This window comes from Corynebacterium sp. SA-MJD20WY100, from assembly GCF_039822565.1.
In the GTDB taxonomy this organism is placed as follows: Bacteria; Actinomycetota; Actinomycetes; order Mycobacteriales; family Mycobacteriaceae; genus Corynebacterium; species Corynebacterium phoceense_A.
The window spans coordinates 51090-75752 of record NZ_JBCJKS010000006.1; the positions used below are offsets into that span (position 1 = coordinate 51090).

The window sequence follows — 24663 nt, forward strand, 5'->3', positions numbered from 1 at the left end:
GTGAGCTGCGGTTTTAACATTTTCCTCAAGTTTTACTTGAAGGTTATCCACAATTGTCCACAGGGCTTCCCGGGCTGTTGACCTTGGCTAGATACCGTTTTACCGCGCCTAGACCACAGGTGTCTAACGGTCTGTCCACAGCTTATGAATGGATCCAGACCTCATCCGCGGGTTGTGTGCCGACGCTGCTGGCTGCCGCCCCGATTTGCCCCGTGAGCTGGGAGAAAAAACAATCTTGTAATTTCGGGTGTACCCGTGTGTCGATTTGGATCGGCGCCTACCTATCACGTAATCTGTCATGGTCTATCGCAGCTAACGCTGTGCGTGAGAGCTCGACTTCCATCTCACCCTTCGGGGGTCGCATTTTTATCTCGCGAATATCAACCAACGCGCAGGGCGTGCCGTACTGGTGCGCCCCTGCTTACAACTTCAAGGAGAATTACCGTGGCAAAGGGCAAGCGGACGTTCCAGCCGAACAACCGTCGTCGTGCTCGTAAGCATGGCTTCCGTACCCGTATGAGCACCCGTGCAGGCCGCGCCATCGTGGCCGCACGTCGCAAGAAGGGCCGCGCAAAGCTGACTGCATAGTCATGCTTCCCGCGCATTTGAAACTCACCTCGCCGACGCAATTTCGTCGGACGATTAAAGGCGGGCAGCGCGCGGGCTCACGCACCCTCGTCGTTCACGTGAACGACACCCCAGCCGAAGTGGCGGCCACCGGCCCCCGCTTCGGCTTGGTCGTATCCAAGGCCGTCGGGAACGCCGTGGTCCGCCACCGCACCGCCCGGCGGCTTCGTCATGTGTGCATGAGCCTTGTGCCCGAGCTTCCCGCCACCCTGGACGTCGTTATTCGGGCTCTGCCCAAGGCTGCCGATGCTCCCTCGGAGCTGCTAGCTCGCGACCTGCGGCGTGCACTCCACAAGGCCGGCGTCCTGTGACGTACTACAACTCCCGGGGTGAAGAGATTCCGCAGGCGCGTGGGGTCGCCAGACCGCTGGTGGCCGCGGTGCGCTTCTACCAAAACCACCTGTCTGCCCTTAAGATGGGTTCCACGTGTCGATTCGAGCCCACGTGCAGCGCGTATGCGCTTGAGGCTTTGAGCGTCCATGGGGCGTTTAAGGGCCTAGGGCTGGCTCTGGTCAGGATCTGCAAATGTGGGCCCTGGCATCCGGGCGGCTTCGATCCGGTCATCGCAACGCGTCGATCACGCCAACGCGCAAGATAACGAGGAAAGATAATTCGTGCTTAATTTCATCTACTGGCCGATTTCGGCCGTCCTGTGGGCATGGCACTGGCTGCTTAGCCTGGTCATGAACCCTGACTGGGGCATCACGTGGATTTTGTCCATCGTGCTGCTCACGTGGACGATTAAGGCCCTGCTGGTCAAGCCGACCATCAACCAGATTCGTTCCACGCGTCGCATGCAGGAGATTCAGCCCAAGATCCAGGAGCTGAAGACCAAGTATCCCAATGACCAGCAGAAGCAGGCCATGGAGATGCAGAAGATCTACAAGGAGTCTGGCGTGCGCCCCGTCGCCGGCTGTCTGCCCATGCTGGCGCAGATCCCGGTCTTCATTGGCCTGTTCCACGTCCTGCGTTCCTTCGACCGCACGGTGAGCGTAGGCGGTTCCTTTGGCCATGTGGACGAGCCGATGTCAGTGGAGCAGAACGCCAACACGGCGAACTACCTTTTCTCCCCGGAGCTCGTTCAGTCCTTCCTTGACGCGAAGCTCTTTGGCATTCCGCTTGTGGCGAACCTGCGTGTGAACTCCCCGATCTTGGAAAACGTCACCACGGCGCAGGTCGCGGTGCTCATTGTCCCGCTCATCGCCATCATTGCGGTGTTCACGCACTTGAACGCCCGCTACACGCTCAACCGTCAGGCCCGCCGCAAGGCGGAGGGCAAGGTCGCAGCCCCCACTGGCCAGAACGCCGAGATGATGGAAATGCAGACCAAGATGATGAACAACATGATGTTGTGGTTCATGCCGGCAACACTCATCATCTCCGGCGCCATCTGGCCCATCGGTCTGCTGTTCTACATGCTGTCCAACACCGTGTGGACCTTCTTCCAGACCCACCTCGTTTATAAGAAAATGGACGAGGAAGAAGAGGCCGAGCTGCGTGCCAAGGCTGAGGCCAAGCGCTCCTCCGCTCCGAAGCCGGGCGCCCGTAAGACGGACAAGCGGACGAAGAAGCAGCGCAAGAACAACAACTAAAATCCTCGCACTCGCGGCACCGCCGGGCCCTCCGCCCCGCGGTGCCGCGTTTGTCTTTCCCCCACCCGCACCGACCGATAGGATCACAGCCATGGACTCCAGCCCTGCTTCCGATGCCCCTTTGAACCCCGCCGCCCTCGATCGTTCCGCTATCTTTGGCGAGCGCCTTCCCCTCGCGGAGAAATACCACGAATCCCTCGCCACGGACGGTCACGTTCGCGGCTTTATGGGACCACGCGAAATCCCTCGCCTCTGGGACCGCCATATTCTTAACTGCGCCGTCATTGGCGACGTCATGCCTGAAGGTGCCACCGTCGTCGACGTGGGCTCTGGCGCCGGCCTTCCGGGCATCCCGCTCGCCATCGCGCGCCCGGATCTGAAGATCACGCTCATCGAGCCGTTGCTCAAGCGCTCGACGTACCTCGGCGAAGTCGTCGGGCTCCTCGGCCTCGACAACGTGACAGTCATCCGTGGCCGCGCTGAGGAGGGCCCCATCAAGCGCGCCGTCTCCGGTGCCGACATCGTGACCTCGCGCGCCGTAGCACCCCTGGGCAAGCTCGCGAAGTGGTCGCTGCCACTCGTGCGTAAGGGCGGCGAGATGATCGCTATGAAGGGTGATAGCGTGCGTGAAGAGCTCCAGCGCGACGCCGCCGATATTAAGAAGGCAGGGGGTGGAAAAGCCACGGTGGAAAAGGTCCGTGGCACCACCATTATTCGTGTCCCGAGGGTGAAGTAATCTAGTGGGCATGAGTTCTGCACGTTTGATCACGATCGCTAACCAGAAGGGCGGTGTGGGTAAGACCACCTCCGCCGTGAACCTGGCAGCCGCGCTGGCGGCTGACGGGCACAAGGTCTTGGTCATCGATCTGGACCCGCAGGGCAACGCGTCCACGGCGGTGGGAGCCGCGCACGCCTCCGGCACGGATTCTTCGTATGAGGTGCTGCTCGGCGACTGCACGGCGAATGACGCCATGCAGGTGAGCCCCGAGGATTCCAATCTCTTCTGCATCCCGGCCACTATCGACCTGGCCGGCGCGGAGATTGAGATGGTCTCCCTCGTGCGCCGCGAGTTCCGTCTCTACGACGCGCTGGCCAAAGGCTTTCTCGACGAGCACGGCTTCGAATACGTCTTTATCGACTGCCCGCCGTCGCTGGGCTTGCTCACCATCAACGCGATGACGTGCTCGGACGAGGTCATCATCCCCATCCAGTGCGAGTACTACGCGCTGGAAGGCGTGGGCCAGCTACTGGGCAATATCTCGATGATTCGCGAGCACCTTAACCCGGAGCTCCACATCTCGGGCATCCTGCTCACCATGTTCGACGCGCGCACCAAGCTCGCCGAGCAGGTAGCCAACGAGGTCCGCGAGCAGTTCGGTGCCGTCGTCCTGGGCAACGTCATCCCGCGCTCCGTGCGCGTTTCCGAGGCCCCGGGCTTTGGCAAGACCGTCGTACACTATGACCCATCGTCTACGGGCGCGTTGGCCTATATCGCAGCCGCACGCGAGCTGCACAAGCGCGGGGATTACCCGCCGCACCCCACCACCGGCGCCATTGGCGTGAGCCCTGAGATTTACGCGGAATTGGAAGGATAAGACATGGAAGAAAAACGTCAAGCTGGGCGTCAGGGCGGACTCGGTAAGGGTCTCGCCGCCCTCATCCCTTCTGGTCCCGGCGCCCCCTCTCGCCGCCCGCACCTGGGCGATAGCGCGGCCGACGTCATCCTCGGTGGCCGTCCCCTGGCTTCCGATGCCCCGTCAACTGCCGTTGACGAGGGAAATGGGAAGCGAGTCAAGGGCGCGCCCACCATCGCTCAGTCCGCGAAGGCGGGCGCGGGTGCACGCCGCCGCCAGCCCAAGCCGGCGGCCATCGGAGCGACGTACCGCGAGATTCCCATCGGGGACATCGTTCCCAACCCTAAGCAGCCGCGCACGGTCTTCGAGGAAAGCGAGCTCGAGGAGCTCATCCACTCCATCAAGGAGTTCGGCTTGCTCCAGCCCATCGTCGTTCGTCCCTCGCAGGACGGCGGCTTTGAGCTCATCATGGGTGAGCGCCGCTGGCGCGCGTCCTCCAAGGCGGGCCTGTCCACCATCCCGGCCATCGTACGCGACACGGAAGACGGTTCCATGCTGCGTGACGCGCTGCTGGAGAACATCCACCGTGTGCAGCTCAACCCGCTGGAAGAGGCGCACGCCTATGCGCAGCTGCTCGAGGAATTCGGTGTCACGCAGAACGAGCTCGCAGACCGTATCGGTCGTTCGCGCCCGCAGGTGACGAACACACTGCGCTTGCTCAAGCTCCCGGTCGACGTCCAAAAGCGCGTCGCCGCTGGCGTCCTGTCCAATGGTCATGCGCGTGCGCTGCTCGGCCTCAACGACCCAGAAGCCATGAATGAGCTCGCCGCTCGCGTCGTTTCCGAGGGCCTGTCCGTCCGCGCGACGGAGGAAGCCGTCACCCTGTACAAGCGCGACGGCAAGCCGGCTCCTAAGAAGTCCGCGCCTACGCTCACCCCGCAGTTCTTCACCGACTCAGCGGAGCGCCTCGCTGACCGCTTCGACACCAAGGTCACGGTGACCATGGGTAAGCGCAAGGGCAAGATGGTCGTGGAATTCGGCGACCAGGAGGATTTTGAGCGCATCCTCGCCATCCTCGAGGGCGGCAAGTAGGACGCCTCCATGCTCGTCGAGTCAGTGACCGAGGCCCGTACCCTGCATGCGCTCGCAGCACGCAGCGTGTTCTGGGAATGCGCGGAGCCCGTCGCTGATCCGGCCTTTGAGAAGGAAGCATGGATCACCACTACGTCGCTGAGCTTCGGCGACTGCGGCTATACCGTCGGTGATGAAGCCACGATCTTCTTCTGCCCGCCGGATTTCGCTCCTGGCGCCGCGCAGCTGCCTACTGCGCCCGTCTCTCCCGATGCGGCGCTCGTAAGTTCCCTGTTCATCAAGCAGTCTCGTGCCTCAAGCGAGCTCTCGGCTGTCCTCCTCGACGCCTCGATTATGAACCTCACGTCCCGCGAGTTCCCCGCGGTCGAGGTCTTCGGCTATCGTGATCACCGCGCGGCGCAGGAACTGCTCGGCCGCAAGCCCGAGCGCATCGGTTTGGCCCCTATCGAAGTCCTTGAGTCCGCCGGCTTCAAGGTCACAGAAGACCACCCGGCCATCCCGCGCCTGCGCCTCGAGCTGCCGCCCGCCTTCGACCTTCTCACGGCCGCGGCGGTCGACGATATGCTTGCTCGCGCCCTCGCATAGTGCCCGCGCGCCGTAGGTGGCCATACCGAAAAGGCCATAGCCCCAGTTCGCGCTCGCAGAGCGAAAATACGCGACCTGGGACTATGGCCAGTTGGCTATGACCAACTACGGGAGCTAGGACCCCTCCGCGCGGAGCAGCTCAGAGAATTGGTACGTGCCGGTGACGACGGTATCATCCTCGAGCATGTAGAGGCGCTTGACGGCGACCACGATGGCCTCGGCGATCTCATCGCGGCGGTGGGGGTCGGTCAGCACCTTCACGTCGCCGGGGTTGGAAAGGTAGCCCAGAACAATCTGGACCACGGGCATCTGCGTGAGTCGCAGGATTTCCCACGTGCGGCCGTGGTTGGACAGGTTGGTCAGCGGCGTGCGCGCGGTGATTTCGCGCTGGATGTAGCTCGACAGCGTCTCGCCGATAAGGGAGGAGTTGCCGGACTCGGAGCCGAAGTAAAAGCTTGCTACGCCGTTGGCTTTCTCGTTGGGGTACGAGTCGCAGGCCAGCGAGATAATGAGGTCTGCGTCGAAGGCGTTGGCCATCTCGGAACGAGACTTCACCGTGGGGTCGTCGAGACGCGGGCGGGAGATGATAGTCTCCATGCCGGCGGCAATCATGCGGCCCTCGAGGCGCTGCGCCAGGTCCCAGAGGAGCTCTTCCTCGGTGATCTCGCCAAAGCGGCCTTTGACGGTCTGGCCTTTGTTGGCGCCGCCGAGCGCGGGGTCGATGACCACGCGCTTGCCGGCGAGCTTGGGTCCGGCGTTGCGGACGCGTTCGCGTTCCTGAACGTTGTGGGCTGAGCCCGTGGTAATGCGGCGGCCCAGGAGGCTCAGCGCGCGGATGGTGGCAGGACCACACACGCCGTCGTTTTGAAGGCCAGCGTTGAGTTGGTACTCGACGAGGGCGGCGTGGGTGTTACGGCCGAAGAGTCCGTCAATGCGGTTGCGGTAAAAGCCGAGCTCTTGGAGCTGCTGCTGCAGCTGGGAGACGTCGTCGCCCATGAGCTCGTTGCCGGGCTGGAAGCTCAAGACACGGGCACCGAGGCTGTACGACGCCTGGCGCAGCTCGCGCAGCGTGGGTTCATCGATGGTGCCCGAGGGCACGATGCCGCGGGACTGCTGGAAGGCCTTGAGGGCCTCGGAGAGCCCGTCGTCGAAGAACTTATCCTGCTCGGAGAACTTCTGTTTCTTCCAGTCGGCGACGTCGCCGCTGTAACCAGAGTTCAATCCCAGCCGGGCCAGGGTGGCGCGGGCCTCGGCGACGCGCGCACTGCGGTCGCCCACGTGATAGACGCGGTCCAACTTCCAAACCCCTTTCTTTTACTCAAACCTCAACAGAGCACAACAGTATCAGTTAGACGGCCTTCTGAATCTTTGCCACGATGGTGTTCTTCGGCTGAAGTCCAACGAATTCGTCGACCTTTTCGCCGTTGCGGAAAATGAGCACGGACGGGATGGACATGATCTGGAACATGCCGCCCAGGGTGCGCTCCTCATCGACGTTGACCTTGACGATCTCGGCCTCGTCACCCAGCTCACCAGCGATTTCGTCGAGCATCGGGGACAGCTTCTTGCACGGGCCACACCACTCGGCCCAGAAGTCAACGACAACGGGCTTGTTGACGGATGCCTCGACGACGTCGGTGCGGAAGGACTGCGCGGTGACGTTCTTCACGGTGGACATGGATCCTCTCCTTAGGAAAATGGAAGGTAATTAGGCCTGATCAGCCAGGTAATGTTCAGCGTCGATGGCGGCGCGGCAGCCGGAACCAGCCGCGGTGATGGCCTGCTGGTAGTGGTCGTCGACCAAGTCGCCGCAGGCGAAGACGCCCGGGATACTGGTTGCGGTGCCCGGCTGGTTGACGACAACGTATCCTTCAGGGTTAAGTTCCACCTGGCCGTTGAGGAATGCGGACCGCGGGTCGTGGCCGATGGCAACGAACATGGCGGTGACGTCGAGCTGTGAGGTCTCACCGGTGATGGTGTCTTTGAGCTCGAGGCCAGCAACCTTGCCGTCGCCTTCGAGGACGCGTTCCACTGTCTTATTCGTTGCCCACTTGATCTGCGGATTGGCCCTCGCGCGCTCGAGCATGATCTTCGAGGCGCGGAACTCCTCGCGGCGGTGAATAATAGTCACGGTCTCGGCGAACTTGGTGAGGAAGGTGGCTTCCTCCATGGCGGAGTCGCCGCCGCCCACGACTGCGATGTTGTGGCCCTTGAAGAAGAAGCCGTCGCAGGTCGCGCAGGCGGAGACACCACGGCCGGAGAGCTCGGCTTCGCCCGGAATGCCCAGGTAACGCGGTGCGGCGCCGGTGGCGAGGATGACGGTGCGGGCCTGGAAGACATCGTCGCCCACGTGGACGCGCTTGATATCGCCCTCGAGCTCGACGGAGTCGACGAGGTCCATGCGCAGGTCAGCGCCAAAACGGATGGCTTGGGCGCGCATCTCTTCCATGAGCTCAGGGCCCATGATGCCCTTCTGGAAGCCGGGGTAGTTCTCCACCTCGGTGGTGTTCATGAGCTCGCCGCCGTACTCGTAGCCCTCGAAGACGATGGGCTTGAGCTCGGCGCGGGCTGCGTAGAGAGCTGCGGTGTAGCCGGCAGGGCCGGAGCCGACGACGATGACGTCGTGGATGGCGTCTGCAGACGGGGTCTCGGTCGCTTCCGGCTCGGCGGTCGCATCGCCGAGGTTGATGAGGCCGGGGTTGTTCGCACCGGGGATGGTCACTGCACGTCTCCTTTATAAGTTGTGTCGTTGCATGACTCTTAACGCCATGATCCTACTCGGAGATTCCCGTACCCAGGAAACCCAGCACGTTCGTGTTGACGTGCTGTTGTTGAACTGTGACCAACCTGGACGAATCAGTCCGCCATGACGGACCGCAGCGTCTTTTTGGCGCGCGCCCGACGGGACTTGATGGTCCCGGTGCGCACTCCCTGCGCCGCGGCGGCATCGGCAAGCGAGAGCCCTTCGATTTCCGTGAGATAGAGTGCCACGCGCTGCTCCTCCCCTAGCCGAGCGAGCGCCTCGCGGATCATGAGCTGGGTGTCGAGCGCATGCTCGTAAGCGAGCGCCGGATTGCGGTCCGGATCGAAGCCTCCGGTATCGAGAGAAGGATTCTCGCGGTTGGCGCGATGGTTGAGGAAATCGAAGCCAGCATTCATGACAAGACGGTGCAACCAGGTGCCCAGCTGCGCGTCCCCGCGGTAGCGCTCGAGCGCAGTGGAGGCCTTGAGGAACGCCTCCTGGACAATGTCCTGGGCATCCGTGTCATTGTGCGTGTACTTCCGCGCGACGAACGTGAGCCGCTGGCGGTGTCGGTGAAAGATGTGCCCGAAGGCCTTGTCATCGCCCTCGAGGAAGGCCTCGATGAGCTGGTCGTCTGAGAGTTCTGACGTGGATTCTTGGTGCGACATGAAGTCAACCCCCCGATTGAAACTGGATGTGTAATCCATTCCAACCGAGGGGTTGTGACGGCGCCACCGGGAGACTGCACACTATATGTGGCACCCAAAAGATACTGTCTCTATGCAGGCATTATGCCTTACTTGGCGTGAGAATTTTTCACGCGGAGCGTCCTTGCAAGGCCATCCTGGCACTCGAGGAGCACGCGGCGCAGCGCGCCCGGGATGTCGCCGGCGAGCACTTTATCGGTGCGCTCGAGCGTCTCCGGTGTCTCCGGGTAGAGCCCGCGGACCAGGCGGTTGCCAATCTCGATGGGGTGCTCGGCCCACAGCGCATCGAGTACCTCGAAGAACTTACCCGCGAACGCGTCGCGGTCCCCGTGCGGGGCGTGGAAAGCGTCGATGAGCGCGTCGACCTGCGCATTCGAGTGCTTGCCGGGCTCGCGCACGAGATCGAAAGCCGCACGCTTGCGCTCGGGAAACGCGTGACGCGCGCCGAGGTGCGCCGCAACGCCCGTGAGCGTGTTGTCGCGCTCAAGCTCGGCGTCGAGCTCCGCATCCGTCGTGGCGTCGCGCGCGGCGAGCGCCGCGAGGACCGCCCAGCGCACGTCCGGGTCGAGCCGGAGCTTGCTGATGCCCCCATTGAGCACCGTGCGCAGGCGTTCCGTGCCGGAGGCGTCCGGGGTGGCACCGAGCGCCGTGATGGTCGCGCGGGCGAGGATGAGCTGGGCATCGGAGCCCGGCTCGGCGGTCTGGAGCAGATCCCACAGGGCGTCCGCGAAGTGCGCGCGGTCTGCGTCCGTGTCGAGGTAGTGCGCGACCGCGTACTGCGCGTTGGCGAACGCGGTGGTCATGAGCCCCGGGTTGGTCTCGGCCGTGGCGTGGTCGAGAACCGTACCCACGTAGTCGCGGGCTGGCCACTCACTGTCGCGCGTGGCCTGCCACAGGGCGGTCCACACGACGGCGCGCGTGAGTTCGTCCTCGAGTTTCGACAGCTGCTTTCGCAGGATACCGAGTGACTGCTCGTCGAAGCGGACCTTGGCATATGTGTGATCGCCGTCGTTGAGCACCACGAGCGGGCCCGCCGCCGTGCCGACCTCCGTGCGCGGTTCGCCTGTCAGATCTACGTCGCGGGACTCCACCAGCTCGAGTTCTGCGGAGTAGAAGGAGACGGTGAGACGGTGCGGGCGGAGGGTATCGGCAGCTTCCGCGTCGATGTAGAGCGTGCCGTCCTCGATGACCGGGGTGAGCGTGTCCGGACCGGAGGTGCGCAGCCATGCGTCCGCCCAGGCGTCGAGGTCGCGGTCCGTGTGCTTCTTCAACGCCTCGAGCAGGTCCTCGAAGGTCGCGGCACTGAAGGCGTGCTTTTGGAAGTAGTCGCGCGCGCCGGCGTAGAAGTTCTCGCGGCCGATGTAGTAGACGAGCTGCTTGAGGACTGCCGCGCCCTTGGCATAGGTGATGCCGTCAAAATTTTGGCGCGCGGCGTCGACGTCCGGGATCTCGGCCTTGATGGGGTGCGTCGTGGGCAGCTGGTCCTGCGTGTATGCCCAGTTCTTACGCGTGCCGGCGAATGCCGTCCACGCCTCCTGGTACTCCGTGGCGTGGATCGAGGCGTCGGCGCCCATGAACTCCGCGAAGGATTCCTTGAGCCACAGATCGTCCCACCAGCGCGGCGTGACCAGATCGCCGAACCACATGTGGCTCATCTCGTGGAGGATGGTGTTTGCGCGGCCCGTGCGCTGCGGACGCGTGGCGTGGGAGCGGAAGAGGTAGCGTTCCGTGAAGGTCACCAGGCCCGGGTTCTCCATCGCGCCGAGGTTGTATTCCGGAACGAAGATGGAGTCGTACTTGCCCCACGGGTACGGGTAGCCGTAGTTCTCGTGGAAGAAGTCCATGCCCTGCGCGGTGAGCTCGAGGATTTCTTCGTCGAGGTACTCCGCCATGGACGCGCGTGCCCAGGCGCCGAGCTCCGAGGTCACCGCGCCGTCCTGGGACGTCCACGTCTTATGCTTCGACACGTACGGACCCGCGGCAAACGACGTGAGGTACGTCGACAGTTTGGGCGTGGGCGCGAAGTCGACGGTGACCGCGCCATCATGCTCAGCGCGGGTCATCTCTGGCTGATTGGAGAGTACGGCCCAACCGGCCGGGGCCACCATCGTCGTGTGGAAGACGGCCTTGAGGTCCGGTTGATCAATGCACGGGAAGATACGCCGGGCATCGGAAGGCTCGAGGTGCGAGTAGAGGTAGACGTTGCCGTCCGCGGTGTCCTCCATGCGGTGCAGGCCTTGGCCCGTGCGCGAGTACGCGGAGGTACCAGCGATCTCCACGGTGACCTCCTCCCCTACCGGCACGCCGGTGAGGTAGATGCGCGCGCCATCGAAGCCGCCGTCCACGGCCTTCCCGTTGACGAGGACCTCCTCGACGGAGTTGCCCAGATAATCCACGAAGAACTCCGGATCGCTGGTCACGAGCCGGATGGTGGAACGGACGTTAAACTCGCTGGCCTGCGCGGCCTGGCTGAGGTCGAGGTGCAGGTTGTAGCTGTGAATGTCGAGCGCGGCGGTGCGGGCCGCGGCCTCTGCCTGGGAGAGGTTGCCGGTGGTGCGTGCAGTAGTCATGGTGCCATCTTATTAGCGCCACCGACCTGCGTCCCGAGATAAGGTCTCCTGTCTGAGTTGTTTCAAACAACTCTGCAACAACTTTTCGGGTCCTCGTGCACACTTTTTGTATCTTCGGCAGTAAAGGAGCAGGTCAACGAAAGAACATAGTAGTTGAAAGTTGTTTATGGGTTGTTGTATGCAGGCAGAGTTGCGTGCGGGTAATACGAAAACGCCGTATCCCGCCTCGCGAGGAGACGGGATACGGCGTCAGGAAGGAAGGGGGCGATTGGGCGCGCCCCAGCGCCGGGGTTCTCTAGGATCTACTGCTTGATGGCAGAGACCTCGAGGACGATCTTGATGTCTTCGGACACCAGGACGCCGCCGGTCTTCAGCGGAGCGTTGAAGTCGATGCCGTAGTCGAGACGGTTGATCTTCGTGGTGGCCTCGAAACCGAAGCGGGTGTTGCCGAACGGATCCTCGGCGACGCCTGCATCCTCAACCTTGAGGGTGACCGGCTTGGTGGTGCCCTTGATGGTGAGCTCGCCCTCGACGGTGCCCTCGCCGGACTCGTCAACGTTGAACTTAGTGGCCTTGAAGGTCAGCTCCGGGTACTGCTCAACGGCGAAGAAGTCGTCGCCCTTGACGTGGCCGTCGCGGCCCTCATCGCCGGTGCTGATGGAAGCGGCCTTGATGGTGACGTCTGCAGAGGACTCGTTGATGTTCTCGGCAACGTTAATGGTGCCCTCGAACTCCTCGAACGCGCCGCGGACCTTGGTGACCATGGCGTGGCGAGCGATAAAGCCGATGTTGGTGTGGGACGGATCCAGGGTGTAGGTGCCTGCGTTAACAGTCATGATTGTTTCTCCTTGATATAAGTAATCAGTTCGTTTGTTGATGTATCAATCATAGTACCCCAATGACTTCAAGCTTCAAGTCATTTTCTTTTACTATGTGCGGAAAAGGCCACCGCCTGCATAGATCGGGTGAATATAATTCGCGCATTCCCGTCGCCGCGGCCGCGTGTGGCGCCCACTGTACTTGTAATCGCTGTTTTCTACCGTGGTGTGGGTTGTGTGCGCTGATAGAAGGCTGTCACTTACCCCAATTCGTACCGATTCCACAAGTCCGGGTGCGTCCGGATGCATGGTTCCGAGTACCCTGAAAGGTGAGAACTGGGCTGGCTCCGGCCACTTCGGCTGCCGTGACGCCGAGGGCGACTTCAATCCCGAACTGGCTCGAGCTGGGCGCCCTGCTCACCGGCGAGGTCTCCGAGCGCTGGCAACGCATTCGGGAGCGTGCCGGTGCCACCTCGTTTACCGCCCCACACCGCAAGCACCCCCGCGCGACCAACTAAGACGCCACATCCCAGAAAACGCAGAAAGCGCACTCCGCAAGGAGTGCGCTTTTTCTGTCTTGAGGTGTGGAACTACGGCCGACCGGTGACGAGGACGTCAGTGAGCGTCACCTTGTCTGCCTTGGGCAGGGAGTCAAACCAGATGAGGACGCCGTCGAATTTTTCCGGCAGCTCGTCCAGATCGACGTGGTCCTTGGCGGACTTGAGCTTGCCGTTGGCGAGCTCGGTGAGTTCCTTCGAGTCAGCATTAAGCGACGCGGGGTCCGGGGTGCCCGTGACGCCGAAGACGCGGTACTCGGCGCCCGTGGACTTGGACTGGGAGAAGACCACGTCGCGCAGCTGGGAGGGCTGGGACAACTCGAGGAGCACCCCGGTATCGGCCTGGGACGTCGTCCACGTCGTCTTCGAGGAGTCATCGGTGAGCGCGGTCGTCTCCTTGCCGGAGGCCACGTCTACGGCTCCCGCCGGCGTGAGCACGAGCGCGGGGCCGGACACAGTGGTCGTCGTGGGGGCAGAGAGCGAGACGGGAGCCTCGGGCTCATCGCCGCCGATGAGCGAGATGATCCACACGGTGAGCGCAGCCATGCCCACCACGAAGGCGGTCGCCAGCGTGCCGAGGAGGAAGACGCCGGAGCGCGAGTAGCCGCGGGAGCCGAAGCCCGGTTCCTCGTCTTCGACGATGACCTCAGGTTCGGAGATGGGCAGCGGCTCTTCCTCCGGAGCATCCTCCGCGTCGCCTCCGAATTCGCGGAGCTGGTCCGCGATGAGCGCGAGCGGTGCCTCAGACTCGCCCAAATCAATGAGCGCCTGCGGGGCCGGGCTGGCGGCATGCGCGAGAGTGGAAATCGCGGACGTGAGCGCCGCGTGGTCGGATTCCTCCGACGCGTTATTCAGCACGCCTGGGAAGGCAAGGCGGACCACGCCATCCGTGGCGACGCGGAAGCGCGCGCGATTATCCACGCCGTAGGCAAGACCGGCGGCGTGGGCCGCGGCGGCATCGGCAAGCACGGGTGCGAGCGCGTGAGCCACGGCGCGAGAGTCGAGGTTGCCGGCCTCGGCGACGGCCTTGAGCTCGGTGCCCTCGATCCAGTCCGCAACCACGAGTCCGCCGTTGCGGTAGGACAGGATTTCAATATTGTCCGCGACGGTGGGCAGGTTCATCTCTGCGAGTTTGCGCGTGGAGCGCGCGACCTCGGCGGAGCGCTTGGCTACCTCGGCCGGGGTGGCCGGTGCCAGCGGCGCGCGGTTCGTGGTGTCGACGAAGGTGAGTGCCACCATGCGGCCGGTCTCTTGTTCGCGAGCCTGCCAGAAGCGCGCGCCCGGCACGGAGCCGTGCTCCTTGAGGAGGCGGAACCGGCCGTCAGAGACCGGGGCACCCGGCACGAGGGCGGGGCCACGGACGATACCGGCGGACATCGGCGGCGGGACCGGGGAGGAGTTGAAGGCGTCGAAGGCGACGAGCGGCTGGATTTCCGCCTGCTCGGGTTCCTCGACCTGAATACCGGCGTCCGGCTTGATGTTGATGAAGCGGCTCATGCCCGGGATGCGCTGGAGCGCGCGGCCCAGGTTGAGGACCTCTGGCAGGCCGGAGCGGGACACGACGAGGCCGGTGATGATGAGGAAGACAATGCCGGACAGGCCCACGCGCACGAGGATGAAGAGGCTGGGGACGTCCGGGATGATAAAGCCCAGCACCCAGTTGAAGGCGAGGGCGACGAGGACGCCCACGACGCCTGCGCCGGCGGACCACACAGTGGTGGCCATGACCTCGCGCCCGCCCAGCGAACCCAAGTGTCTCTTGAGAAGGAACGCGCCGATGACGGCGCCGGCGACGAAGCCAAAGCCGTTGGCGGTACCGAGGAGGACGACCACGTTGTCCGGGGAGCTCGCCACGCGCACGGCGAGCAGAGAGAGAACGACCTTGGTAATGGTGATGCCCGCGATGATGAAGGTCGGCGTCCAGGCCTCCTCGCGGGCATAGAAGACGCGCAGGTGGAGTAGGACGAGGGCGTACGGGATGAGCGTGAACGCGGAGAAGGACAGCGTGAGACCGAGGATTTCGGCCTCGTCCATGGTGAAGCGGCCGTAGCCGAAGAGGCCCTGAGCGATGGGCACGCCGAAGCCGGTGAAGAAGACGACGATAGGGATAAGCGCAATGAAGGTGAGCTTCGTGCCCAGCGTGAGGTCGCGGACCACGGCGTCCGAGTCGCCGTCCGCGGCGTTGCGGGACAGGCGCGGCATAATCGCCGTGAGGAGGGTGACGCCGATGACGCCGTAGGGAACCTGGAGCAGCAGCCAGTGGTTCTGGTAGATGACGTTGGCGGCCTCAGAGGAGATGGACGCGATCTGCGAGGTCACGACGTAGCCGGCCTGGGAAATGGCGACGTACGCGATAATCGCGATGGCCATGGAGCCGAACTGCTTGAGGCGGGCGTCGATGCCCCACAGGGGTGTGAGGTTAATGCCCGCGCGGTGCAGGTACGGAACAAGGATGAGGCATTGGATTACGACGCCAGCCGTGGTGCCGAGGCCAAGGAGCAGGATGTGCGGGTCCGTGATGGGCGAGGGCGCGGCGGGGTTGAGCTCGCCAGGCAGGAACCAGTACGCCAGGAGCACCGCGATGGAAATGACGTTGTTGATGACCGGGGCCCACGCGCCGGGCGCAAAGATATTCTTCGTATTGAGGATGGCCTGGAAGAGAGCGAACAGGCCGTAGAAGAAGATCTGTGGGAGCAGCAGATACGCCATGGACGTTGCTTGGTCGACGTTGACCATGCCGTCCGATTTGATCATCATGCGCGTGAGGAGCGGCGCGCCCACGACGGAGAGGATGGTCACCACGCCGAGGAGAGAGGCGGCGAGCGTGAATAATCGCCGCACGAATTCCTCACCACGGTCGGGGTCTTCCTTCTCCGCGCGCACAAGGACCGGGACGACGAGCGAGGTGAGCACTGCGCCGAGGACGATCTCGGTGACGAGGTTCGGAATCTGGTTCGCCGTCTGGAACGCGGACGCGATGGCCGCGCCCAGCGTCGAGGAAATGAGCACGGTGCGCAGGAAGCCCGTGATGCGCGAGATGAGCGTCGCGATGGCCATGGAGCCGCCGGCGCGGACGACGTCAGCGTCAGAGGTTCCTTCCGAATTGTCGGCAGACGCGTCAGCGGATGCCGGCACGTAGTTTTCGCCCTGGAGGTGCGACTTGTCCGGCTCGGCGGGCGTGGGCTCGGGCTCAGGTTGGGCGCGTGGCACCGGCACGGGCGCCGGCGGAGTGGGTTGGACAATGCGCGAACGCAAGCCAGCGGGTTCTTGAGATGTCATAAAGAGCTCTACTTCTTCTTGTGCGGGGCCCGGCGCAGGCGCACGGCGAGCGCACCCAGCGCGAGCAGGGCGACGAGACCGCCCAGGCCGTAGACACTTAACATACCGCCCCTGGTCTGTACCGCAATGGTGACAGGCTGCGAGATGGTCGCGCCGTCAGGCGTCGCGAGCCACAGGCGGAGGTCTGCCCTGCGGTCAGTCGGCAGGTCGGCCGTCATGGATACCGTAATAGACCCCTTGGCGGGTACCCGCAGCGCCTCCGGCGTGTTGAGGGACGCGGACTCAGGGCCTTCATATTTAATGTGGGCCTCGACGGGCAGCGGCAGCGAGTTCTCCGCGACGATGAGCAGCGGTGACGATTGCGAAGATCGCGTATAGACGTTGCCCGGCGGAATGAGCGAGACGGAGGCGCGCAGCTCCTGCAGCTGCTCCGAGTTCGCCTCGAAGCGGCGCGTCGAGCGCATGACCGCGTCCTGGTAGCCGGAGGCCGCCTGGCGATCGTTGAGGCTCAACGCCATGAGCAGGTCGCGGCGTAGCGGCAGCGTAAATCCATAGCGCGTGAGCGCGATATTTGGGTCATTGACCATGATGAGCATGAGCTCATCCGCGTACCGCGCTTGTTGCTCGGCAAGCAGAATCTCGGGCTCGCTCAGCGCCGCGGGGTCCGCGTAGGGGCTGCCCGGCTGGTCGTTTGTCTCTGCCGCGCCTAGCTTGCCGATGCCCCCTTCGGTCGCGCCCTGCGCGACCTCATCGAGGACCGCCGCCGCGGCCTCCGGATTGAGTTGGTTGGGCAGCTTGGCCACGAGGGGTGCATCTTTATCGGCGTCCGGGGCGGCGTGCTCGGTGCGCGCGAGGCGGATGCCGGCGGCAGCGCTGAGCGCGCGGGAGGCGGGGGCATCGGCAGCAAAGTCGTAGCGAAGGGCCGGGTTGGAGTACGCGGTGGTCTCCGGGTGCGAGCCGGTGCCAGCGAGCAGCGAGGCGAGCGAGGCGTTATATGTCGCGTAGCGCTCGCTGCCCGTGACCGTCGTATTGTCCGCGACGAGGACGGTGGGCGTGCCCAGGTCCGCGTAGGGGGCATTCGTCGTGAAATCCGAGGTGACGTAGCCGTTGCCGGGCACAAGGATAGTGGTAGGCGTTATGCCCAGGGTGTCCTCGATGGTCTCGTTGCCGCGGGCGACGGCCTCGTGGAGGAGCCACGCGTTGCGGGTTTTCGCCGCGGCGTTCTGGTCCGCGTTGGCCCACGGCATGGTGCTGATACAGTCGAGCTTCTTCAGCTTGTCCAGAAAGGCCTGCGCCGCGGCGGAGCCGGTGCCTTCGACGCCCGCGGTGTCGTTGGTCGAGCCCCAGGAGTCGCGCAGGCGCTGCGGCTTCTTCACGATGGACGGCCGGTTACTCGCCACGGTGTAGCCGTCCGCCATACGCGACGCAACGTCGACGAGCGCAGGGTCGAGCACGACGCAACCGGGCTGGTTGTGGTCGAGGTACGTGTCGACGAGTCGGGTAAGGCGCCCCTCGGGGCCGAGCTGGCCCGCGAGCTGCTCGGACTGGAGGATGAGCGACTCGCCGCCGGTCTCGCCCGGCACAATGTCCACGGTCGCGGTGAGCGGATAGAGGACCGTGAGGGAATCTTTGGCCTTGGAGTCGCCGACGGGAAGGAGGAGGCGGTCATCGGCAAGCGCATGCGCCGCCCCGTCCTGGAAGCCGGTGAGCGCGAACATGAGCGGGTAGACGCCGTCCTCATCCAGGGCCAGGGTGCCCTGATCATTGAGGCCCGTGGGCACGCGGAGCTCGACCGTGGTGCGCTCCCCCGGTTCCAGGTCCGCGGGTGCGGCGGTGGCCGCGAAGTACGGGAACTGGCCGGTGGCGAGCTCTGAGCGGCCTGCGTCGACGGTGGAGATGCGGTCCCCGCGCCGGGTGGTGACCTGGAGATCCGTCATCGTGGTGTCAGAGGTATTGACGATCTCGAGGGTGACATGGAGATCCTCCCCGCGGCGCGGCGTGGAGATCTCCGTGACGCTAAGCTCGGCGATCTGAGGTGTGCGGACGCTCTCCCAGGCTGCGTCATCGAGCGTCGGCGCGGCCTGGGCGGGCGCCGTGAGGAGCGCGACGGAGGCGGCGGCTGCGACTACAGCGGCGCGCCTCAACGCGGCGTGACCTTCCCTGCTTCCTTGTCTGCGCGGGCTAAGTCAGGAAGCAGATCGTGGGCGATACGCGCGAGCTTGCGCTCGTCCGCGTACGCCAAATGCTCGATGAGTTGGGACACAGGGATCCAGGAGACTTCGGTGACCTCCGGATCCTCGTCATTGAGGATGCCGTCGCGGAAGCGCAAGAGATAATGGTGCACCGTCTTATGGATGCGCACGCCATCTGAGACGAACCAGTAGTCGATCTCGCCGAGGTCCGCGAAGACCTCGCCGTGGATACCGGTTTCTTCCCAGACCTCGCGCTCGGCGGTCGCGCGCTTGTCCTCGCCGGCCTCGACGTGGCCCTTGGGCATGGACCACAGGAGGCGGCCGCGGCGGTCGAGGCGCCCGATGAGCGCGACGTAGACCTGGGAGAGATCCACCGAACCGTCAGCCTGCACGGCCTCCGGCAATCCGGAGACAATGAGGCCGCCCGCGGACGTTTCGTCCCGGGTTTCCATCGAGCGCGACTGCTGGCGTTGCTGCTGTTGCGCGCGCTTGGCACGCCCGTCGGTACGCCGGCGGCGGCGACGCCTGCGCGGTGCGGGTTTGGTGCCTTCATTTCGGTTAGTCATCGCCACTTATCGTAGTAGACTTGGCCGCGTGAATTTTCAGGACACCCAGGACAGCACCGACCGTATGGATCCCGCCTCGCCGGAACGCCTGGGCGTCCTCGCGCGGGCGGAGGCCGCGGTACGCGAGCTCTACCCGCTGCTCGAGGGGCTCATCGCTCGCTTTGAGGAGTCCGGCCACGCGCTCTACCTCGTGGGCGGCTCCGTGCGCGACGCCGCGCTCGGCCGCCTGGGCCACGACTTGGACTTCACCACGCCGGCGCGCCCGGACGTGGTGCAGGCCCTCCTTGACGACTGGGCCGAGACCGTGTGGGACACGGGCATCGACTACGGCACGGTGTCTGCGGCGTATAAGGGCCAGCAGATCGAAATCACCACCTTCCGCTCCGACGTCTATGACGGGGACTCGCGCAACCCCGAGGTCGCGTACGGCGACACGCTCGAGGGCGACCTCACGCGCCGAGACTTCAAGGTCAACGCCATGGCGGTTGAGATGCGCAGCGACGGGCCGGAGTTCCACGACCCGATGGACGGCCTCGGCGACTTGGCCGCACGCGTCCTCGACACTCCGGCCGCGCCGGAGCAGTCCTTCCACGATGATCCGCTGCGCATGCTCCGTGCCGCGCGCTTCGCCTCCCAGCTCGAGTTCGACGTCGCCCCGCGCGTGCTCAAAGCCATGAAGGACATGGCCGGCGAAATCCAGCGCATCACCGTCGAGCGCGTCCAAGTGGAGTTGGACAAGCTCATGCTCGGCGCGTTGCCGGAACGCGGTATCGACTTGCTCTGCTCCTCCGGCATCGCGGACTACGTCTTCCCGGAAATCCCCGCCATTGCCATGGAGCCGGACGAGCACGCGCAGCACAAGGATGTCTATGCCCACTCGCTGAAGGTGTTACGCCAGGCCATCGACCAGGAAGAGGATGGCCCGGACCTCGTGCTGCGCTGGGCCGCGCTCCTCCACGACATCGGCAAGCCCGCCACGCGCGATACGACGGACGGCAAGGTGAGCTTCCACCACCACGAGGTCGTGGGCGCCAAGCTCGCGCGCAAGCGCCTGCGCAAGCTCAAGTACCCCAAGCACGTGACCGAGGACATCGCGCAGCTCATCTACCTGCACATGCGCTTCCACGGCTTCGATGGCGACTCGTGGACGGACTCCGCCGTGCGCCGCTACGTCACCGACGCGGGCGAGCTTCTCCCCCGCCTGCACAAGCTCACGCGCGCGGACTGCACGACGCGCAACAAGAAGAAGGCCGCGCGCCTCGCGCGGACGTACGACCTGCTCGAGGAGCGCATCGCGGAGATCGCCGCGAAGGAAGACTTGGCGCGCGTGCGCCCCGACCTAAACGGCAACGAGATTATGGAGATCCTCGACTTGAAGCCAGGCCCCGAGGTCGGCGAGGCGTGGAGCTTTTTGAAGGAGCTGCGCCTCGAGGAAGGTCCCCTCGAGCGCGAGGTTGCGATTGCGAAGCTGCGCGAGTGGTGGGAATCTAGATAGCTATGTACGCCGACCGACTGTTTAAGGCCCTCGAACGCAACGAGCCTGCGCGCGGCCAGCTCCTCATCGCCGCGCCCGGCATGCGCTCCCCCGAGTTCGCGCGCTCCGTCGTGCTCATCCTCGAGCATAACGCGCAGATGACCTTCGGCGTCGTGCTGACCCAACGCTCCGAGGTCGCCGTCTTCAACGTGCTGCCCGAGTGGCTGCCGCTCGTGACCAAGCCGCAGGCCCTCTACATCGGCGGCCCGCTTAACCAGCAGTCCGTGCTGGGCCTGGGCATGACGCAGCCCGGCGTCACCTTTGACGAGGATGACGTGCTCTCCAAGATCGCGCCGCGTCTGGCGCTCGTGGATCTGCGTGCGGAGCCTTCCGAGCTCGAAGGTCGCCTCGCCGGCATGCGTCTCTTCGCGGGCTACGCGGAGTGGGCGCCCGGTCAGCTTGAAGAGGAAATCGCGGACGGCGATTGGTACGTCGCACCGGCGCTAGCGCAGGACGTGCTCACGCCTGGCCCGGCCGATCTGTGGGGCGACGTGATGAAGCGTCAGCCCATGCCTCTCCCCCTGTTCTCGACGTTCCCGCGGAGCGCCGACGCGAATTAAATTCCTGTGCTGCGGGACGTTCATGCCATGAAGCGGGATTGGTAAGCTGGCTCCATGAATTCCGTGGGCACGCGTGCAGAGATAAAGAAGGGCCTTGCTGATACCTGGGCCGTGGGCTTGGGACTTATTCCTCTCGGACTCGCCTTTGGTCTGCTCATGGTCCAGACCGGCTTCGCGTGGTGGTGGACGCCCATCTTCTCCTTCGTGATCTACGCCGGTTCGATGGAATTCCTTGCCGTCGCCATGATTACCTCGGGTGTCTCGGCGACTGCGGCGGCCGTGACGGGGTTTATGGTCAACTTCCGCCATATCTTCTACGGCCTGACCTTCCCCCGTGATAGTATTCGTTCGGTGCTGGGACGTGCCTACTCGACGTATGCGCTCACAGACGAGTCCTACGCGATCGTCTCCGCCCTGCCGCGCGGTGAAAAGCTCTCCGGTCCAAGGGTGCTCACCATTCAGATCTTCTGCCAAGCGCTCTGGGTGCTGCCCGGCATCGTGGGTGCGGTGGCCGGCCAGGCCGTTCCCGACTCGGTCCAGGGCATGGAGTTCGCGCTCGTCGCACTGTTCGTGGTGCTCGCCTTCGACTCCTTTAAGAACAACCCGGACTACTCGCTGCCCGTCATCTCCGGCGTCATTGCACTCGTCTGTGCACTGCTTGTTCCCGGCCAGATGCTCATGGTCGCGCTCGTCGTGTACTTCCTCGTGCTCATTGCGCGCTTCTTCTCGCCGCGGCTCGATGCGGCACTCACCTGGAAACGGGGGGCATCGGAAAGCTCTGCACAGGAGGTGAACTAATGCCAGAAGGAGTGACCTTGGGCGCCATCTTCGCCGTACTGCTGCCCGTGTGTGTGGTGACGGTGCTTATTCGATGGCTACCGTTTGGCTTCGTCAAGGCCTTCAAGAACAACCAGTTCATTAGCCTGCTGGGCCTGCTCATGCCCGTGGGCGTGATGACGGTGCTTGTGGTTTACACGGTCTTCGGCCAGCGTGAGGCACCCGGCGGGCTGCTCGCGGCGCTCCTCGGCGTGGCGGCGACGGTGGGGCTGCACCTGTGGCGCCACAACTCGGGGCTTTCCATCATCGGAGGCACGCTCGCGTATATGGCGCTGGTGAATCTAGTGTTCTAGCAGCGCGAGGTGTGAAGAACACTATTAGAGCTCTGGGAAGCGGGCGGTGGCCTCGGCCCACAGCGCCTCGAAGTCTTCCAGGCTGAGACGCTCGGCCTCCATGCCCTCGTAGGAGTCGTAGGTGTTGGGGTGCGGCACCTCGGCGAGGGGAATTTGTGCGTCGCCGTGCGCGGCCTCAGGAGTCGCGGCGCCCACCACGGCGTCATTGGGGGCAAGTGCAACCAGGCGGTGCATGCGGCAGGTTGTGGGCGACAGCTCCTCGAGCTCGGCGACGTGAATGGCAACGCCCACCTGTGGGATGGTCATGGTGGTGCGGACGTGGAGGAAGGTGCTCATGGTGGACTATCCTACCGGCGTCTCTTCCTGGCGGGCGTAGTGGGCGGCCAGCCATGAACAGATCATGAGCTGTACTTGGTGGAAAATCATGAGGGGCAGGACGAGGAGGGCCAGCTGCGCGCCGCCTGCGCCGAAAATGACGGAAGCCATGGGCAGGCCCGTCGCGAGCGACTTCTTGGTGCCGCAGAATTCGATGGCGCGCGTGTCTGCGCGGTCGAAGCCCAGGAGCTTGGATCCGCGCTGCGTGAGCCACAGCATGAAGACGACCATGACGATGGCGAAGAGGACGAGGAAGAGCACCTGCCACACTCCGATATCGGACCAGATGCCGCCCACAATGCCGGCGGAGAATGCGGAGTACACAACCATGGCGATAGACCCACGGTCGACGATTTTGGTGCCCTTGGTAGCGGCGAACGTGCCTACCCAGCGGCGGGTGATTTGGCCCAGGAAGAAGGGCAGGAGAAGCAGGACGGCGAGGTCAACAAAGACGGAGGGGTCGATGTGAATGCCGGAGCCCACACCCATGCACAGCATAACGAGCAGTGGGGTGAGGAGGACGCCTGCCAGGTTGGACAGTGAGGCCGAAACGATGGCGCCCGCCACGTTGCCGCGGGCGATGGATGTAAACGCGACGGAGGATTGCACCGTGGAGGGAACCAGCGTGAGATACAGGATGCCCAGATATATGTCTTCGCCGATGAATCCCGTGAGCGGACGCAGTGCAAGCCCCACGAGTGGATAAATGACGAAGGTGAACGCCAGAATTGTGAGGTGAAGTTTCCAGTGTTTCAGGCCGTTGAGGGCTTCAGACGTGGAAAGACGCGCCCCGTAGAGGAAGAAGAGGAGCGCGATGCTGATATTCGTGGCGATGGAAAATGCGTCCGCGAAGGCGCCGCGCGCGGGCAGGACGATGGCTAGGGCGACCGCGCCGAGGATGAGAACGATCAGCGGGTCGATGTTTTTCAAGCGTGCAAGCATGCCTTGCAGTGTACGCGGGTGCCGCGGCGCGATGTTTCACGTGAAACTACGTGTGGGGGTTTAGCTTGCGGCGGTATTCTTTACCGTCGTGCCGTCAGATTCCACGCCAAAGGCCGTGAGACCGGTGGGGGCCGGGCCAGAAACGACCTCACCCGTGGCGAGATCGAACGTGCTCATGTGCTTCGTGCAGACGGCGTTGCCGCCCTGGATCTTGGAGATCGGGTTCTGCTGGTGCGGGCACGTCGTGGAGTAAGCCTTGAACACGCCTTCCTCGGGCTGGGCGAAGATAACACCGTCGACGATGACGCCAGAGCCGACAGGAATTTCGGTGGCGGCTACCTCGGCGGTGGGCTCTTTACCGCAGGCTGCCAGGTAGGCGCCTGCGAAGGTGGTGGCAGTGCCGAGGAGGAAAGCTCGGCGGGAGCATCGAACAGTCATGCCTCTACCCTAGCGGGTGGTCAGGCCGTGAGGTCAATGTCCACGCCGTAGCCGTCGTCGTCATTCTCCGCCTCGAGGTGAATATTCCCCAGGGTCGCCTCGGCGTCATCGCGTGCTGCGTCGGCGGCCGTGTTGGAGAGCGTCCATTCCTTAATCTCGGTCCATGAGGTCTCGCCGAAGTCATATTCGCCGAGGGCCACGCCGACATCGGAAAGAACGGCGTCGATGTGCTTTTCTCTATCGTTGGGGGCGCCGGTCACCGTCGCGGAGACGGAGTCCGAGTCGAAGTCGACCTCATACGTCGCAGCGTCTGCTGTGCGGGTGCAGTCATCATCCTCATCGCAGGTGTAACCGGCCTGCTCGAGATTGGAGCGGAAGCCTGGCACGTTGATGCCCTTCGACATGGCCGAAGGTGAGGTCGTCTCGGCGGAAAAGGTGTGCGGAGTGGTCGACGTTTCGGTGGAGGCGGTCATCTCGGTGGCCACCGGCTCCGAGCTTGGTGCGTCCGCAGTGTCTGTGGTCGAGGAGCACGAAGCGGCAGCGAGAGTAGAGGCAGTGAGGAGGGTAAGTGCGCTCAAAGATTTCATGCGTACCAGTGTGCCTGTTATAGAAGGTGCTGTCATGTCCCACCCCTCCGTGAGGGGGATTTCGAGCTGCGAAAAATTGGTGAACACCAACGAAAGCTAGATTTTACGGACAGACCATGACCCTTGCTTATTTAGTCACTGTGACGTCTAACGAATTAAAACGTTGGGTCAATGGTGTAATGGGTTTATTCCACT

At 64.0% G+C, this 24663-nt stretch carries 26 protein-coding genes; 13 read left to right on the forward strand and 13 right to left on the reverse strand.

Features of this window, described 5'->3' with window-relative positions; genetic code table 11:
* Positions 1-444: 444 nt before the first annotated feature.
* The 8 genes from rpmH (at position 445) to ABJ196_RS04875 (ending at position 5470) form a co-directional block, all read left to right on the forward strand.
* The gene (rpmH, locus tag ABJ196_RS04840; protein WP_003847033.1) at positions 445-588 is read left to right on the forward strand and encodes a 50S ribosomal protein L34; all 144 of its coding nucleotides are present in this window, start codon (positions 445-447) and stop codon (positions 586-588) included.
* Positions 589-590: 2 nt separating this feature from the next.
* The gene (gene rnpA / locus ABJ196_RS04845; protein ID WP_066492732.1) at positions 591-938 is read left to right on the forward strand and encodes a ribonuclease P protein component; all 348 of its coding nucleotides are present in this window, start codon (positions 591-593) and stop codon (positions 936-938) included.
* A complete protein-coding gene (yidD, locus tag ABJ196_RS04850; RefSeq protein ID WP_257052429.1) occupies positions 935-1225 on the forward strand; it encodes a membrane protein insertion efficiency factor YidD in 291 nt (96 codons plus the stop codon). The genes rnpA and yidD overlap by 4 nt, the downstream gene beginning before the upstream one ends.
* A 16-nt stretch (positions 1226-1241) precedes the next feature.
* Complete coding sequence (yidC, locus tag ABJ196_RS04855; protein WP_257045362.1) at positions 1242-2219, forward strand: membrane protein insertase YidC; 978 nt, start codon at positions 1242-1244, stop codon at positions 2217-2219.
* Between the two features lie 91 nt (positions 2220-2310).
* Complete coding sequence (rsmG, locus tag ABJ196_RS04860; protein WP_347305464.1) at positions 2311-2955, forward strand: 16S rRNA (guanine(527)-N(7))-methyltransferase RsmG; 645 nt, start codon at positions 2311-2313, stop codon at positions 2953-2955.
* Positions 2956-2965: 10 nt separating this feature from the next.
* On the forward strand, positions 2966-3814 hold the full coding sequence (locus tag ABJ196_RS04865) for a ParA family protein (RefSeq protein ID WP_347305465.1): 849 nt from the start codon (positions 2966-2968) through the stop codon (positions 3812-3814).
* Positions 3815-3817: 3 nt separating this feature from the next.
* Positions 3818-4885: a ParB/RepB/Spo0J family partition protein gene (locus ABJ196_RS04870; RefSeq protein WP_347305466.1), complete on the forward strand. Its 1068-nt coding sequence runs from the start codon at positions 3818-3820 to the stop codon at positions 4883-4885.
* A 9-nt stretch (positions 4886-4894) separates the two neighbouring features.
* The gene (locus ABJ196_RS04875) at positions 4895-5470 is read left to right on the forward strand and encodes a hypothetical protein (protein ID WP_347305467.1); all 576 of its coding nucleotides are present in this window, start codon (positions 4895-4897) and stop codon (positions 5468-5470) included.
* Between the two features lie 114 nt (positions 5471-5584).
* Here the strand turns inward: ABJ196_RS04875 and ABJ196_RS04880 are convergent, their stop codons facing one another.
* The 6 genes from ABJ196_RS04880 to ABJ196_RS04905 form a co-directional block, all read right to left on the reverse strand.
* The gene (locus ABJ196_RS04880) at positions 5585-6766 is read right to left on the reverse strand and encodes an N-acetylmuramoyl-L-alanine amidase (protein WP_347305468.1); all 1182 of its coding nucleotides are present in this window, start codon (positions 6764-6766) and stop codon (positions 5585-5587) included.
* Between the two features lie 52 nt (positions 6767-6818).
* Positions 6819-7148, reverse strand: coding sequence for a thioredoxin (gene trxA, locus ABJ196_RS04885; RefSeq protein ID WP_257036439.1), 330 nt, complete (start codon positions 7146-7148; stop codon positions 6819-6821).
* A 30-nt stretch (positions 7149-7178) separates the two neighbouring features.
* Positions 7179-8099, reverse strand: coding sequence for a thioredoxin-disulfide reductase (gene trxB, locus ABJ196_RS04890; protein WP_347305532.1), 921 nt, complete (start codon positions 8097-8099; stop codon positions 7179-7181).
* Positions 8100-8326: 227 nt separating this feature from the next.
* Positions 8327-8881 (reverse strand): sigma-70 family RNA polymerase sigma factor, encoded by a 555-nt coding sequence (locus tag ABJ196_RS04895; protein ID WP_347305469.1) that lies wholly within the window; start codon positions 8879-8881, stop codon positions 8327-8329.
* 128 nt (positions 8882-9009) lie between these two features.
* Positions 9010-11490: an aminopeptidase N gene (gene pepN / locus ABJ196_RS04900; RefSeq protein ID WP_347305470.1), complete on the reverse strand. Its 2481-nt coding sequence runs from the start codon at positions 11488-11490 to the stop codon at positions 9010-9012.
* A 302-nt stretch (positions 11491-11792) separates the two neighbouring features.
* The gene (locus ABJ196_RS04905) at positions 11793-12326 is read right to left on the reverse strand and encodes a YceI family protein (RefSeq protein WP_257052445.1); all 534 of its coding nucleotides are present in this window, start codon (positions 12324-12326) and stop codon (positions 11793-11795) included.
* Positions 12327-12637: 311 nt separating this feature from the next.
* Here ABJ196_RS04905 and ABJ196_RS04910 point away from each other — a divergent pair, with 311 nt between their 5' ends.
* Positions 12638-12826, forward strand: a complete 189-nt coding sequence (locus ABJ196_RS04910; protein WP_347305471.1) for a hypothetical protein — start codon at positions 12638-12640, stop codon at positions 12824-12826.
* Positions 12827-12898: 72 nt separating this feature from the next.
* Here ABJ196_RS04910 and ABJ196_RS04915 read toward each other — a convergent pair whose 3' ends face one another.
* From ABJ196_RS04915 to ABJ196_RS04925, 3 genes are read right to left on the reverse strand one after another with little or no spacing between them, the layout of a single operon-like run.
* On the reverse strand, positions 12899-16144 hold the full coding sequence (locus tag ABJ196_RS04915; protein WP_347305472.1) for a murein biosynthesis integral membrane protein MurJ: 3246 nt from the start codon (positions 16142-16144) through the stop codon (positions 12899-12901).
* A gap of 8 nt (positions 16145-16152) precedes the next feature.
* Positions 16153-18288 carry a hypothetical protein gene (locus ABJ196_RS04920; RefSeq protein WP_347305473.1) on the reverse strand — a complete coding sequence of 712 codons (2136 nt, stop codon included), beginning with the start codon at positions 18286-18288 and terminating at the stop codon, positions 16153-16155.
* A complete protein-coding gene (locus tag ABJ196_RS04925) occupies positions 18285-18902 on the reverse strand; it encodes an NUDIX hydrolase (RefSeq protein ID WP_347305474.1) in 618 nt (205 codons plus the stop codon). Before ABJ196_RS04925 ends, ABJ196_RS04920 begins: the two co-directional genes overlap by 4 nt.
* Positions 18903-18966: 64 nt before the next feature.
* Here ABJ196_RS04925 and ABJ196_RS04930 point away from each other — a divergent pair, with 64 nt between their 5' ends.
* From ABJ196_RS04930 to ABJ196_RS04945, 4 genes are read left to right on the forward strand one after another with little or no spacing between them, the layout of a single operon-like run.
* Positions 18967-20397 (forward strand): CCA tRNA nucleotidyltransferase, encoded by a 1431-nt coding sequence (locus tag ABJ196_RS04930; RefSeq protein ID WP_347305533.1) that lies wholly within the window; start codon positions 18967-18969, stop codon positions 20395-20397.
* 2 nt (positions 20398-20399) lie between these two features.
* Positions 20400-20996: a YqgE/AlgH family protein gene (locus ABJ196_RS04935; RefSeq protein WP_257052456.1), complete on the forward strand. Its 597-nt coding sequence runs from the start codon at positions 20400-20402 to the stop codon at positions 20994-20996.
* Between the two features lie 54 nt (positions 20997-21050).
* Positions 21051-21794, forward strand: a complete 744-nt coding sequence (locus tag ABJ196_RS04940) for an AzlC family ABC transporter permease (RefSeq protein WP_347305475.1) — start codon at positions 21051-21053, stop codon at positions 21792-21794.
* Complete coding sequence (locus ABJ196_RS04945) at positions 21794-22126, forward strand: AzlD domain-containing protein (RefSeq protein ID WP_066512536.1); 333 nt, start codon at positions 21794-21796, stop codon at positions 22124-22126. Before ABJ196_RS04940 ends, ABJ196_RS04945 begins: the two co-directional genes overlap by 1 nt.
* 24 nt (positions 22127-22150) lie before the next feature.
* Here the strand turns inward: ABJ196_RS04945 and ABJ196_RS04950 are convergent, their stop codons facing one another.
* Genes ABJ196_RS04950 through ABJ196_RS04965 form a run of 4 tightly spaced genes read right to left on the reverse strand, consistent with a single transcriptional unit; the run spans position 22151 to position 24468 of the window.
* The gene (locus tag ABJ196_RS04950; RefSeq protein WP_257036450.1) at positions 22151-22462 is read right to left on the reverse strand and encodes a hypothetical protein; all 312 of its coding nucleotides are present in this window, start codon (positions 22460-22462) and stop codon (positions 22151-22153) included.
* Positions 22463-22468: 6 nt separating this feature from the next.
* Positions 22469-23443 carry a bile acid:sodium symporter family protein gene (locus ABJ196_RS04955; RefSeq protein WP_347305476.1) on the reverse strand — a complete coding sequence of 325 codons (975 nt, stop codon included), beginning with the start codon at positions 23441-23443 and terminating at the stop codon, positions 22469-22471.
* Between the two features lie 60 nt (positions 23444-23503).
* Positions 23504-23881, reverse strand: coding sequence for a Rieske (2Fe-2S) protein (locus tag ABJ196_RS04960; protein WP_347305477.1), 378 nt, complete (start codon positions 23879-23881; stop codon positions 23504-23506).
* 20 nt (positions 23882-23901) lie between these two features.
* Positions 23902-24468: a hypothetical protein gene (locus ABJ196_RS04965; RefSeq protein ID WP_347305478.1), complete on the reverse strand. Its 567-nt coding sequence runs from the start codon at positions 24466-24468 to the stop codon at positions 23902-23904.
* Positions 24469-24663: the final 195 nt, after the last annotated feature.

Coding starts and splice junctions, on each gene's coding strand:
- rnpA (WP_066492732.1), top strand. CDS start 591: ATGCTTCCCGCGCATTTGAAACTCACCTCGCCGACGCAATTTCGTCGG.
- rsmG (WP_347305464.1), top strand. CDS start 2,311: ATGGACTCCAGCCCTGCTTCCGATGCCCCTTTGAACCCCGCCGCCCTC.
- ABJ196_RS04865 (WP_347305465.1), top strand. CDS start 2,966: ATGAGTTCTGCACGTTTGATCACGATCGCTAACCAGAAGGGCGGTGTG.
- ABJ196_RS04870 (WP_347305466.1), top strand. CDS start 3,818: ATGGAAGAAAAACGTCAAGCTGGGCGTCAGGGCGGACTCGGTAAGGGT.
- ABJ196_RS04875 (WP_347305467.1), top strand. CDS start 4,895: ATGCTCGTCGAGTCAGTGACCGAGGCCCGTACCCTGCATGCGCTCGCA.
- trxA (WP_257036439.1), bottom strand. CDS start 7,148: ATGTCCACCGTGAAGAACGTCACCGCGCAGTCCTTCCGCACCGACGTC.
- ABJ196_RS04895 (WP_347305469.1), bottom strand. CDS start 8,881: ATGTCGCACCAAGAATCCACGTCAGAACTCTCAGACGACCAGCTCATC.
- pepN (WP_347305470.1), bottom strand. CDS start 11,490: ATGACTACTGCACGCACCACCGGCAACCTCTCCCAGGCAGAGGCCGCG.
- ABJ196_RS04905 (WP_257052445.1), bottom strand. CDS start 12,326: ATGACTGTTAACGCAGGCACCTACACCCTGGATCCGTCCCACACCAAC.
- ABJ196_RS04915 (WP_347305472.1), bottom strand. CDS start 16,144: ATGACATCTCAAGAACCCGCTGGCTTGCGTTCGCGCATTGTCCAACCC.
- ABJ196_RS04925 (WP_347305474.1), bottom strand. CDS start 18,902: ATGACTAACCGAAATGAAGGCACCAAACCCGCACCGCGCAGGCGTCGC.
- ABJ196_RS04930 (WP_347305533.1), top strand. CDS start 18,967: ATGGATCCCGCCTCGCCGGAACGCCTGGGCGTCCTCGCGCGGGCGGAG.
- ABJ196_RS04935 (WP_257052456.1), top strand. CDS start 20,400: ATGTACGCCGACCGACTGTTTAAGGCCCTCGAACGCAACGAGCCTGCG.
- ABJ196_RS04940 (WP_347305475.1), top strand. CDS start 21,051: ATGAATTCCGTGGGCACGCGTGCAGAGATAAAGAAGGGCCTTGCTGAT.
- ABJ196_RS04945 (WP_066512536.1), top strand. CDS start 21,794: ATGCCAGAAGGAGTGACCTTGGGCGCCATCTTCGCCGTACTGCTGCCC.
- ABJ196_RS04950 (WP_257036450.1), bottom strand. CDS start 22,462: ATGAGCACCTTCCTCCACGTCCGCACCACCATGACCATCCCACAGGTG.
- ABJ196_RS04955 (WP_347305476.1), bottom strand. CDS start 23,443: ATGCTTGCACGCTTGAAAAACATCGACCCGCTGATCGTTCTCATCCTC.
- ABJ196_RS04960 (WP_347305477.1), bottom strand. CDS start 23,881: ATGACTGTTCGATGCTCCCGCCGAGCTTTCCTCCTCGGCACTGCCACC.
- ABJ196_RS04965 (WP_347305478.1), bottom strand. CDS start 24,468: ATGAAATCTTTGAGCGCACTTACCCTCCTCACTGCCTCTACTCTCGCT.